Here is a 14,352-nt window from a genome sequence, read left to right as displayed (position 1 = left end):
CCTGGTCGATGGGGGCAGTGTGGGTGCGGTTACCAATTATACCTTCACCAGCGTTACCGCCAACCATACCATCTCAGCAAGCTTTGCAGAGATCCCGCCCACCATGTACACCCTTACAGTGAATATCGTGGGGATGGGGGATGTCCTTGTAAACAGCATTGCTTACACTGCACCGGTTCAGGCTGAAGAAGGTGCTTCCCTCAGCCTGCAGGCAATAGCCGATATGGGATGGGTGTTTGATGGATGGACCGGTGACCTGGTATCCACCAATGCCACAGAAACCATCCTGATGAATGAGGATAAGACCATCACCGCAACCTTCACTGAAATCCCGCCCACCATGTATGCCCTCACCGTAAATATTGTGGGGATGGGCGATGTTCTGGTCAACAGTGTGGTTTACTCCATGCCGGTTGAAGCAGAAGAAGGAACGACCCTCAACCTGCAGGCAGTTGCCGATATGGGATGGATGTTTGAAGGTTGGACTGGTGACCTGGTATCCACCAATGCAATGGAAACCATCCTTATGGATGCAGACAAGACCATCACGGCGACATTCACCGAAATACCGCCCACCATGTACACCCTTACGGTAAATATCGTAGGCATGGGTGATGTCCTTGTGAACAGCGTTGCATATACCGTACCGGTTCAGGCTCAAGAAGGCGCTTCCCTCAACCTGCAGGCAGTTGCCGATATGGGATGGATGTTTGAAGGTTGGACTGGTGACCTGGTATCTACCGACGCCACAGAAACCATCCTGATGGATATGGACAAAACCATCACAGCGACTTTCACTGAAGAAGCCATGATGTACACCCTGACGCTGGTGGCCGATCCAATGGATGGAGGCATCCTGGATGGCGCAGGAAGCTATGCCGCAGGAACCCCTGTAATGGTTTATGCTTATCCAAACGCCAATTATCTGTTCGTAAACTGGACCTGGGGTGAAACCATTGTCAGCTACGATTCTTCCTTTGAATTTACCATGCCGGAGGAGAATGTCACCCTTGTGGCTCACTTCGAGCTGATGGAATATGTGTATTGTGCATACAGCCAGGGTTACTGGTTTGCTAAACCGCAGACCGTATGGCCCTATGATGTGATCGTTGGCGGGATGTCCTTCAACCAGGAAGAAGGGATGGCTTTCTGGCCATCGAACACCCCAACCAAACGGGCATTCACCCAGTACGCTGCCATTTTCCTCAGCGGGGTCACCCTCAGTGAGTTCCCAGAACTGGAAGCTGCTATGATGCTGATTGACGATTACTTTGCCAACGTTTATCCCGAACCTGCCGGAAAAGAAATCAACCGGGCTGCCGGATTCATTGGCGAATGGATCGAAATGAACGAGTGCTATGACAATTACCAGGGTTTGGCTGACCTTGACCTGATCAGCAATCATTCAGAGGACCTCAGCTGGTATGCAAAAGCCTACCCGAATCCCTTCAGGACCGAAACCAACATCGAATTCATGGTGGAAGAAAACCTGAATGTAACCCTCGAAGTGTTCAATATGGTGGGTGAACGCATCACGGTACTCTTCGATGGCCCCGTTGAAGCCTTCGAAAAGCACACCGTCACCCTCAGGATGAAGGACAGGTACACTGGATTCTATTTCTATCGCTTAAGGGCAGGAGATAAAATCCATACCGGCAGACTGATTATGGTTAAATAATCCTTTGCCCGGAAACGGAAAAAGGCCGTCTGGAGAGATTTACTTCAGACGGCCTTTTTATTATCCCCGCCTGCTGAATAGCCCATTCAACAAGGGTTTTCTGACCTTTTGTCTTTTGGTTCCTTAAGAGAAATTCAATACCATTTTCTGAGTTAATACGGAGTTAATACGGAGTTAATACGGTTTAAACCGAATAAACTCCGTATTAACTATTAGCCTGGCAGGAATTGAATACGATGAAAAAATTAAAAATTATCGGAGAAAACCCTGAAAACAGCCCTTGGCTTAATGAGCAAGAAAACCATGTAAATCCCGAAATTTTTGTCTTATGAAAAAAAATTTCAAAAAAAGTCGTTAAAAATTTGTTTTTTGTCTACGAATATATATCTTTGCGGTAACAAAAAATGAATTTTGCAGAAAATTCCATGGTATTCTGCCTCCAAAACTCAGGTTCCATGGGTTTTTTCAAACTTCTAAGTCCGACAAGTTAGTTTGAAACTGCTCAGAAAAATACCTCCCCATTTCGAAGGCCGTGGCTTGCCTGCCAACGGTCAATTGCATTATTTTTTGGCAATAAAACTGAATTCGGGCCGAATAAATTGGAGTTCGAATGGTTTTTTTAATATATTTACAGATCACTCCGGCTTGAAAAAAACGTTCTTTTGTCCGACATATCCTCCCTTACCTTTTTTTTCAGAACCAAATTTTTACACATATGAAAAAAACTTTACCCTCCCCACTTGGCGAAAAAACAAGCGCAAAAAGATGGCTGTTTTTTCTGTTGGTTAATTTCCTGGCAATTGGCAGTTTAAGCGCCCAGGAAAACCTGAACATCTCTCTTGCAGGTCCGGTGACGGCCGACCCGGGTGATTTGATCACCTACACGATCACTTATTATAACAGCGGGGTTACGCCTGCCCAGAATGTGGTGATCACCCATCAGCTGCCCTTACTTGACCAATTTACCTATGTGTCCTCAACCCCGGCAGGGGTTGTCAGTGGAAACACCATCACCTGGACCTCGGCTGAGATCCCCGCCCTGGCCTCATTGGGCAGCGGGGCACAAAGCATTACAGTGAATGTTCGTGCTGGCACCCCGGGAGACGGGGTAACCGGAGCACTTGAAGGTTATTATATGCCAGGTCCGACCAACAATCTTGTCAGCTTTGCCCAGATACAGAGCAATGTGACCACCACACCCGTCCTGAGCAATTCCTTAACCACCCTGGTTACCCAGTATTGCGGTGCACAAATGAATGACGTGAATGCTGTCGTAAAATCGGCATCAAATTCCAATGTGGTAGGTTTGCTCCAGATCATCAATACAGGGAATATTTACGACTCCTATGATCTTTCCCACACCAATCAGCAATGCCCCGGAGGAGAGCCCTTTGACCCCCTGACCCTCAACTTTGTTGATATTGACGGTAATCCCGTTTCAACTACAGGCTGGCTGGCACCTGGAGAAGGTTTCATTGTCTTCTTGCAAATAACTGCCCCAAATGGTAGCAACCCCGGCAAATACAGTTGTCACACCCTTACAGCCTTATCAACCCTTTGCAATACTCCTTTCCAATCATTAATGAGGACCTATATTGACGGAGCCCCAAAAGAGCCCCTGATTTATCTCACAAAATTGGATTCAAAGGATCCTGTTCAAAGCGGGGATACCCTGATTTACACCATATTTGCTTATAACTCAAATGATGATTATATTGCTAACAACTTCCAAATCACGGACATTTTCCCGAGCAATATAACCATCATTGGCACCTCTTACTATCAGGAAATTTCAACCTTTGTTTCTTCAACTGAAAACTCCTGGACCTTTTCTGAACTCCCTGAAGGAATGGAATATGCCATTTACATAACCATTGAAGCCATTGTAAATGATAACGCGGATTTTTGTACTGGAGAGATTCACAATGTGGTTAATGCAACCTACACTTATGGTCCTCAAAACACTGATGGGTCAGCATCGACTCAATCCTTTACGACCATCCAAAACTACCCTGACCTGTTAGTCACAAAAACCGGGATCTCTGATCCTTTTCCTGCAGAACCAGGGGGTACAATTACTTATACCATTTCTTATGAAAACATAGGGACTTGTGTTGCAACAAATGTTGAACTAACAGATGTTTACGATAACTTATATACTGAGAACCCAATCTTTGTTTCCGGGCCTTCAGGAAACATTTCTGGCAATAACATTACCTGGAACATAGGAACTCTTGTTCCCGGGGCTTCAGGAAGCGTGAGTTATACGGTTGACATTTTAGGATTGAGCGCCTTTATGCCTGGTACAACCCCCATCATTAACCTGGCATCCATCAGTGGTTTTGAAACGGAACTGAACCTGGAAAACAACACAAGCTCACACATCGAGTATGTTTACAACCTTCCTGATTTAAGCATAAGCAAAACCGTTTCCCCTGACCCAATCCAAGTTGGAAGCAATGCCACCTATACCCTGACCATTTCCAACACGGGTGATATTGCAGCCACCGGGGTGATGGTAAAAGATTTCCTTCCTGACAACCTGACTTTTGTTTCGGCCAGCGATGGCGGAACCCTAAATGTTGACGGGGATGTTGAATGGCCAGCTTTGGCTTCACTTGCCCCGGGCGGAAGTTTCACCCAGACCATCACCGTTACCCCTACTTGTGCCGCCATCGGGAGCGTCACCAACATGGCTGAAGTTTACAGTGATCAGAACGATGCCAATGAAGCGGATAATACGTATGAACTAATCTCGCAGGTGGTGGACCTGGTACCCCCGGTCATTTCCCAATGTCCGGCAGGTTATACCCTTGAAGGATGTTCCGTCGGGGACATCACCGGACTGGTATATTCTGAAACCCCTGTTTCGCTTACCCTTCAGGAATGGACAGACGCCGGAGGCGTAGCCAGCGATAATTGCGGGGTAACTGAATGGGGTTACGTGGACAGCAGTGACGGCCAATGCCCCATTGTGGTGACCCGCACATGGACTGTAAAGGATGCCAGCGGCAATGCTACCACTTGCACACAAACCATAAATATTGACGACACCATTGCCCCCACCTGGACAACCAGCGCCGGCGATCTTGACGTTACCGTGGAATGCAGCGATGCAGCCGCACTGACTGCCGCTCAGGCACTCTTCCCGGTAGCTAGCGATAACTGCGATGCAGACGTTTCAAATATTGATAAGGTATCCGGAAGCTTTGTGGCAGGTTCTGAATGTTCACAGGCCGGCACTTATACAAATACCTGGACCGTTACCGATGAATGCGGCAACACCAGCGCTACTTACACCCAGGTGATCACTGTGGTTGATACCACTGCACCTGTCATTTCAACACAAGCCCAGGATCAAACCGTTGAATGCGATGGGACTGGAAATACCGCTGACCTCAATGCCTGGCTGGCCAGCAATGGCGGTGCCGTGGCTGCAGATGCCTGTGGGGATATAACCTGGAGCAACAACTTTACTGCCCTCAGCGATGGCTGTGGGGCTACCGGAAGCGTAACCGTGACCTTCAGAGCAACTGATGATTGTGGTTTGTTCAGTGAAACAACCGCCACGTTTACCATTGTCGATACCACTAATCCGGTATTCACCACCATTCCCGAAAACCTTACCGTGGAATGTGATGGAAGCGGTAATACGACACAACTCAACAACTGGCTGGCCGATGTTGCCGCTTCCGATGGCTGTGGCAGCGTGACCATCACCAACGACTTTATTGCTCTCAGCGATCTTTGCGGGGCAACAGGTTCGGCTACCGTCAACTGGACGGCTGAAGATGACTGTGGTAATACCACTACCACTTCGGCTACCTTCACCATTGTCGACACCACTGATCCGGTATTCACAACCATTCCCGTTGATTTGACCGTGGAATGTGATGGAAGCGGTAATACAACACAACTCAACAACTGGCTGGCCGATGTAGCCGCTTCCGATGGCTGTGGAAGCGTGACCATCACCAACGACTTTACTGCTCTCAGCGATCTTTGCGGGGCTACCGGTTCAGCAACGGTCACCTGGACTGCTGAAGATGACTGTGGTAATACCACTACCACTTCGGCTACCTTCACCATTGAAGATACCACTGATCCGTTATTCACAACCATTCCTGAAAACCTTACCGTGGAATGCGATGGTGCTGGCAATACCACTGACCTGAATGATTGGCTGGCCAATGTGGCTGCCAACGATGGCTGTGGCAGCGTGACCATAACCAATGACTTTGAAGCTCTCAGCGATCTTTGCGGGGCTACCGGTTCAGCTACCGTCACCTGGACCGCTGAAGATGACTGTGGCAATACCACCACTACTTCGGCTACCTTCACCATTGAAGATACCACGAGTCCGGTGTTCACAACCATTCCCGTTGATTTGACCGTGGAATGTGATGGAAGCGGTAATACAACACAACTCAATAACTGGCTAACCAATGTAGCCGCTACCGATGGCTGTGGCAGCGTGACCATTACCAATGACTTTGAAGCTCTCAGCGATCTTTGCGGGGCTACCGGTTCGGCAACGGTCACATGGACGGCTGAAGATGACTGTGGTAATACCACTACCACTTCAGCTACCTTTACCATAGCCGATACCCAGGCACCTTTCATCAACACCACTCTTCTTACTGACCTGACCCTGGAATGTGATGGCACCAGTGATCCTGATGGAGAAATTGCTGCATGGCTAATTGCCAATGGTGGAGCTACCGCTGGCGATAACTGCGGTACCGTTACCTGGAGCCATGACTTTGAAGCACTTTCTGATGGTTGCGGGGCTACTGGAACTGCATTGGTGACTTTCACCGCTACCGATGACTGTGGGTTGTCGTCAACTGTTTCTGCTAACGTAACCATTGAAGATACCACCCCTCCGGCATTTACCTGTCCTGACAATATTATCGTGACCGCAGACCCAGGGCAGGATTATGCTAGCGTGGTGATCCCTGTACCTGTTGTAATAGAAAGCTGCGGTACGGTAACCCTGGTGAATGACTTTACCCTTACCGACAATGCCAGTGGGCAATATCCCCTGGGTACCACCACCGTTGTTTATACGGCTACCGACGAATGCGGCCTGGTGACCACATGCAGTTTCACGGTTACGGTAAACGACGATGAACCACCGGTGATTTCCTGTCCCCCGGCTATTACCGTAAATTGCATCTCCCAGGTACCAGAGCCCTATGCCAATTATGCTGCATTTGTTGCTGCAGGCGGTTCGGCCACCGATAACGATGCTATCAATGAAAGCAGCTTTACCATGGTCAGTGAAACCAGTGATGGCTTAAGTTGCCCTGAAACCATTACGCGCGTATACCAGATCGCTGATGTGGATGGCAACGTGTCTGTCTGTTCACAATCCATTGTTGTGGATGATCAGGTTGATCCGGTATTCACCACCATTCCTGAAAACCTGACTGTGGAATGTGATGGTGAAGGCAATGCCTCTGAACTGAATGTTTGGTTGGCCAATGTGGCTGCTACGGATAATTGTGGTGAAGTGACAATTACAAATGACTTCACTGCCCTCAGCGATCTTTGTGGGGCAACAGGTTCAGCTACCGTCATCTGGACGGCTGAAGATGACTGCGGTAATGCCACTACCACTTCAGCTACCTTCACCATTGTCGATACCACTGACCCGGTGTTCACCATCATTCCTGCTGATCTGACCGTGGAATGCGATGGCGCTGGAAATACCGCTCAGTTGAATGACTGGCTGGCTGATGTAGCTGCAACTGATGGTTGTGGCAACGTGACCATTTCCAACAACTTCACAACCCTCAGCGATGACTGCGGGGCCACGGGAAGTGCTATGGTTACCTGGACCGCTGAAGATGACTGTGGTAATACCACGACCACTTCGGCTACCTTCACCATTGTCGATACCACTGCCCCGGTGTTCACAATCATTCCTGCTGACTTGACATTGGAATGCGATGGCACTGGAAATACTACTCAGTTGAATGACTGGCTGACTGATGTAGCTGCAATTGATGGTTGTGGCAGCGTGACCATTTCCAACAACTTCACCGCCCTCAGCGATGAGTGCGGGGCTACTGGTTCTGCTACCGTCACTTGGACTGCTGAAGATGACTGTGGTAATACCACGACCACCTCGGCTACCTTCACCATTGTCGATACCACTGACCCGGTGTTCACCACCATTCCTGAAAACCTTACCGTGGAGTGCGATGGCGCTGGAAATGCCACTGAACTGAATGACTGGTTGGCCAATGTAGCCGCTACCGATGGCTGCGGTGCAGTAACCATTACCAATGACTTTACTGCCCTCAGCGATGAGTGCGGGGCTACTGGTTCTGCTACCGTCACCTGGACTGCTGAAGATGACTGCGGTAATACCACTACCACTTCGGCTACCTTCACCATTGTCGATACCACTGACCCGGTATTTACCACCATTCCTGATAACCTTACCGTGGAATGCGATGGCGCTGGAAATACCGCTCAGTTGAATGACTGGCTGGTCAATGTAGCCGCTACCGATGGCTGTGGTACAGTTACCATTACCAATGACTTTACCGGACTCAGTGATCTTTGCGGGGTCACCGGTTCAGCAACGGTTACTTGGACGGCTGAAGATGACTGTGGTAATACCACTACCACTTCGGCTACCTTCACCATTGAAGATACCACTGACCCGCTGTTCACCGTTGTCCCGGATGATTTGACCGTGGAATGCGATGGCGCTGGAAATACCGCTCAGTTGAATGCCTGGCTGGCCGATGTAGCTGCAACTGATGGTTGTGGCAGCGTTACCATTTCCAACAACTTCACCGCCCTCAGCGATGAGTGCGGGGCTACTGGTTCTGCTACCGTCACCTGGACTGCTGAAGATGACTGTGGAAATACTGCAACTACTTCAGCGACTTTCACCATTGAGGATACCACACCTCCGGCATTTTTCTGCCCTGATGATATTATTGTGACAGCAGATCCAGGACAGGATTTTGCTACGATAGTCATTCCCATACCAGTGGTTAGCGAAACCTGCGGAACGGTAGTCCTCGAAAATGATTACACCCTCACCGACAATGCCAGCGGACAATACCCACTAGGCATAACCACCATTACCTATACGGCTACCGATGAATGTGGACTGGTAACCACCTGCAGCTTTACGATTACCGTAAACGACGATGAACCACCGGTGATTTCATGTCCCCCGGCCATTACCGTTAACTGCATCTTTGAGGTGCCCGAGCCCTATGCCGATTATGCTGCCTTTGTTGCTGCAGGCGGGCTGGCAAGCGATAACAGCGCCATCGATGAAAGCAGCTTTATGTTGCTTAGTGAAACCAGCGATGATCTGAGTTGCCCTGAAACCATTACGCGTGTATACCAGATCGCTGATGACGGTGGCAACCTTTCCAGCTGTTCACAGATCATCATCGTTGATGACCAAGTGGCCCCGTTATTTACCACCATCCCCGAGGATTTGACCGTGGAATGCGATGGTGAGGGCAACACCGCTGAATTGAATGTCTGGCTGGCGGATGTGGCTGCTACAGATAACTGTGGTGATGTAATCCTTACGCATGACTTTGAAGGGTTAACCGACGGTTGTGGTGCTACAGGAAATGCTACCGTAACCTGGACTGCAACCGACGATTGTGGAAATACTGCAACAATTTCCGCTACCTTTTCCATTGAAGATACCACAGCACCCACCATTACTTGCCCCGACTCTCCCATTGTGGTAGTCATCGGTGCTGATGAAACGGGTTATGTGGCAGAAGGTGGTGAATTTGATCACCTGGGTATCGATGATATCTGTGGTGAAGTTACGGCAACCCATAACCTGGAACATAGCAGTGAAACCACCCTGGATGGCTATGAGTTCCCGCTGGGGGACACTGAAGTGATCTGGACCGTTACCGACGATTGCGGTAATACGACTGAGTGCAGTTTCATTGTAACGGTATATGCCCCATCATTATTGGTGACTAAAACGGCTGATCCGCAAACCTACAGCAATGTGGGCGAGGAAATCAACTACACGATCACCGTCACCAATAATGGTAATGCAACGCTTACCGATGTGGTTGTAACCGACCCGCTGACCGGTCTTGACTTTACCATCGAGACCCTGCTGCCCGGGGAAACCGCTACTTTCAATGAGACCTATATCATTACTTACGATGATCTGTTTAATGGCAGCGTAGAGAACACAGCACTGGCTTCCGGATTTGATCCCGAAGACAATGAAGTGACCCAAAGTGACACCGAGATCATTTATGTAGTTCTTGATGAGCTTCAAATCACCCTGGTAAGTCAGACCAACGTCCTGTGCTTTGGTGATGAGACTGGTGCTGCAGAAGTCCAGGTGGCTGGTGGACTTTACCCCTATACCATTATCTGGTACACTGATCCGGAGCAAACTGGAACAACAGCTACAAACCTTCCTGCAGGAACCTACGTGGTCATAGTTACGGATGCCTTGGGCAATACTGCCACCATTACTGTGATTATCACCCAACCTGAGGCACCCCTCAATATTACCTACCAGGTAACCAATGTGCTGTGTAACGGAGCTGCAACAGGTGCCGTTGATGTCCAGGTGTTTGGTGGAACGCCCCCCTATAGCTTCAATTGGAGCAACGGGGCCACTACCCAAAACATCAGTGAGCTGTTTGCAGGAACCTATTCAGCAATCATCGAGGATGCGAATGGCTGTCTTTTGGATCTTGAGGTCGAGATAACTGAACCGGATGCTCTATATATCAGTGACATTGTCATTGAAGGAGTGCTTTGTATGGTAGACGAGGAAGGCTCCATCCAGTTTAGCGTAGGCGGAGGCGTGACACCTTACACCTATCTCTGGAGCAACGGTGCAACCACCGCTGGACTGGTCAATGTTCCCGGCGGCGATTACTGGGTAGAAGTAACGGATGCCAATGGCTGCCTGCTAAGCTATGATTTCTTTGTTCCTTACCAGGAAGAGGATTGTGAACTCAGGTTCCCGCAAGGAGTAAGCCCCGATGGCGATGGCTTCAACGACACTTGGGTGATTAATGGCCTGATCCGGTTCCCGAACAACAATCTCAGGATATTTAACCGTTGGGGTACTATTGTCTTCGAGGCAGCGCCCTACCAAAATGACTGGGATGGACGCCCCAACAGGGGACGACCTGCTGACGGACCCGATGGCATCCTGCCTACCGGCACCTATTTCTATGTCATTGAACTGGAGCCCGGAATGAATATCCATTCAGGATATATCTATCTGGTAAAATAATTTAAACAAGACCTATTTATCTCTGAAAAGAGCTAAACATAAAATCCTCTCAAAATGAAAAAGATATTTGGAATACTCCTTTTGCTGGCCCTCTTTCTCGGTGAGAAAGCCCAAGCGCAGCAAGTCCCCATGTACGGCCAGTATATCTTCAACAACTCTGTGATCAACCCTGCACAGGCTGGCGTACGCGATAAAAATCAATGGGGTGTTTTAGGAAGGTATCAATGGGTCGGGGTGGATGGCGCCCCGACCACCCATACCGCCTTCTTCAACTTCCGCCTGCCGGCCAACCTGGGCCTTGCCGTTGGCATTTACCAGGACAACATTGGACCGGTAAGAGACTTCACCCTTCAGACTGACGTGGCCTATCACGCCCAGATCTCTGAAAATTGGTATCTCTCAGGAGGTTTGCGACTGCTTACCTCCAGCATCAAGGTCAACCTGCTCGACCTGGAAAATGTGGACCACAACGACCCTTATTTCAACCAGAACCTTTCATCCGGTCTCCACTTTAACGTGGGAGCGGGGCTGGTGGCCTTCTCTGAAAAGACTTTTTTCGGCGTTTCCCTGCCTAAGGCCCAGCGCAAAGGGTTTGGCGACAAAAACAATGAGGTTAATATGGTTTCCAGGCACTTGTTTGTTTATGGCGGGAACACCTTCGATTTGTCAGACAACTTTGTGGTTACCCCTAGCGCCTTATTCAAAACCAGCGAAAAAGCTCCCTCACAAATTGACATCAATGCGATCTTTGGATACAATGAGATCTTCGATTTTGGCCCCATGCTTAGATCCAATTTTACTGAAAGCTGGATGGATGCCGTTGGGTTCCTTGTGGGCATTCACCTGACCGAAAACTGGTATTTCGGATACATGTTTGAATATCCCACCAACGACATGAACCTGGTGACGCGTCAAACCCATGAGGTTTCCCTGCGGTATTTATGGGGTTCGAAAGAGCAGATCCACATCCGTTCGCCCAGGTACTTCCTTTAGGAAATAAATCACACATGTTGAACCACAACAAAAAGGAAAAAATTTGAATGAAATAACCCGGCATTCAAGAATCAGACTGGTGCTTTTGCCTGGTTATTCCATGTGACCTTTGTATTGACAAAAACTATTCCATATGAAAACATTTTACCAAAACATGACCGTTTTTCTTTTCCTGGTTTTTGGCCTGGGGTTTTATGCCATCGGGCAGGGAAATATCCTACCCCCGGAATTGATTGGCGCTGACCTGGAAAAGGTGCAAACGGATCTCAAGAAAGCCATCGAGGCAGGACAGGATAGCCTTACCATTAACCTGGCAGAGGTATATTTTTTCGAAGGGAAGTATCAGGAGGCCCTGCAGACATATCAGAAGGCCGACAGCCTGGGCCTGGTCACCACTGCAGAGCAGAAACGCAACTACACCCATGCGGCCCGGAAGCTGAACACCAGCTCGCCTTACGATACCCCAACGGGGTATTTTAACCAGAGCTGGACCTTTGATGCCAATTTGCAGACCTTCTGCGGAAACTCTGCCAATGAAGACTTCGCCCCATTCAAATGGAACGACCTGCTTTTCGTTACCTCTTCACGGAATGCTTCACGGCGAATCTACGATTACACCAGTAAGCCTTTTCTTGATGTCTTTGCTTTTACGGGTGACTGCGAACCAGTGAGTCTTCCCAGGTTTCTGCCACGCGACCTCAATACGCGTTTGCACGATGGACCTATCGCCATTTCAGCTGATACCAACCTGGTGGTCATTACCCGCAATTATGAAAAACCCAACGAAAATGGTTTCCATAACCTTTATATGGAATATTTTGTCAGGGAAAACGGGGATTGGCAGAAAGGCATAAAATTTCCCTTTGCCAACGAGAACTACTCAGTCCAGCACCCCTTCTATCACGATGGGGAAAGCACTCTTTACTTTGCCTCAAATTTCCGCGGAGGACAGGGGGGATTCGACCTGTATAAGGCAAAGTGGAATGGCATAGACTGGGAGACTCCTGTGAACCTTGGGCCTGTGGTGAACTCCTCCTATGATGAGGTCTTCCCTTCCTTTACCCTTGAAGGCGATCTGGTTTACTCTACCAACCATATAGAGACTATGGGTGGTCTTGACCTGGTGCTTTTTAAGGATGGCCTGCGCACCCTGTTCCCCGAACCCTTCAATACCGCAAACGACGACTTTGCCCTGATCTTTGAGAATGCCAATCAGGGATACTTGTCCTCAAACCGCACCGGTGGTACATTTGGAGATAATATTTACACCTTCGAGATCCCCATTCCGGCTCCTGTGGAATATTTCTTCATTGCAAAAGTGGTTGACAAGGAAACCGGCGACCCCATTGAAGGTGCCCTGGTAGCCTTCTCTTCATACGGCAGGAGTATTTCGGGCAGTGTCCTCACCGACAATACCGGGGAGGCGAATATGTTCAAAAGCGTGGCCGATGTCCCGGAATTCCAGTTTGATATCAGCAAACCAGAATACAACACCCTGGAAATGATTACCAGCGCGTTTGAGATTTCCGGGACCCACTATAAGATTACCTTCTCACTGGAGAAACGCACTGAACCCATTGTGGCAGAGGTACCCAAGCCCACATCCGGTACCATTATCCTGTATTTTGAAAACGATGTACCTGCAGCCGTTCAAGGTGGCCTGTCAGCCATCAGGGGATATGATCAAACCCACAGGAACTTCCTGGAAGCCCGTTCTACCTATCGGCAGCAAACGGTTAGCTCTCAGGAAGACCTCAATGCTTTCTTTACCGATGTGGAAGGAGGCATGCAGGAACTCGACCAGTTTGCACGCTTCCTCTTCGAAGAACTTAAAAATGGCGAAAAGTTCCTCATTGACCTGGCTGCCTATGCCAGCCCACTGGCCTCAAACGAATACAACGTCCGCCTGTCAGAACGGAGGAATGCCTCCGTGAAGAATTTCTTAAACCAATGGCAGAATGGTGCCTTGACGACTTACCTGGCTGACGGCAGCCTTCGTTTTGTTGACAAGGCTTATGGCGACAGCCAGGCTCCTGCAGGAATCTCCGACAGCCCTGCCAACCGAAGCGAATCGGTTTACAGTGTGAAAGCATCCAGGGAGCGCCGGGTGGCTATGTTCTGGAAAAAAGTGACTGAAGAAACAGGGGACGTGCTCCAAAATGAGACAACCAACCCAAAGGATTATTATATCGTTGTCGGAAGTTTCAGAAACAAACGATCGGCTGAAACGGTCATGAACCAAGTCTCAAGACAAGGAGCGCCAGCTCCCGGAATCCTCGAAGAGCAGGAAAAAGGACTCTTCCGTGTTTATTTCAACCGTTACCCCATGCTTGAGCAGGCCCGCACCGAGCTTCCCCAAGTAAGGCAAACCATCACAAGCGATGCCTGGATCGTAAGTTTGTAAGGG

At 49.1% G+C, this 14,352-nt stretch carries 4 protein-coding genes; all 4 read left to right on the top strand.

Annotated features, from left to right (window positions below; genetic code table 11):
* On the top strand, positions 1-1,678 hold a 1,678-nt coding region (locus V2I46_09595), incomplete at its 5' end, for a T9SS type A sorting domain-containing protein (protein ID MEE4177751.1).
* A 715-nt stretch (positions 1,679-2,393) separates the two neighbouring features.
* A complete protein-coding gene (locus tag V2I46_09590; GenBank protein MEE4177750.1) occupies positions 2,394-10,952 on the top strand; it encodes an HYR domain-containing protein in 8,559 nt (2,852 codons plus the stop codon).
* 54 nt (positions 10,953-11,006) lie between these two features.
* Positions 11,007-11,945 (top strand): type IX secretion system membrane protein PorP/SprF, encoded by a 939-nt coding sequence (locus V2I46_09585; GenBank protein MEE4177749.1) that lies wholly within the window; start codon positions 11,007-11,009, stop codon positions 11,943-11,945.
* 133 nt (positions 11,946-12,078) lie between these two features.
* The gene (locus tag V2I46_09580; protein MEE4177748.1) at positions 12,079-14,349 is read left to right on the top strand and encodes an SPOR domain-containing protein; all 2,271 of its coding nucleotides are present in this window, start codon (positions 12,079-12,081) and stop codon (positions 14,347-14,349) included.
* Positions 14,350-14,352: the final 3 nt, after the last annotated feature.

It is taken from the genome of Bacteroides sp., from assembly GCA_036351255.1.
In the GTDB taxonomy this organism is placed as follows: Bacteria; Bacteroidota; Bacteroidia; order Bacteroidales; family UBA7960; genus UBA7960.
This window is presented reverse-complemented; position numbering and strand designations above follow the sequence as displayed.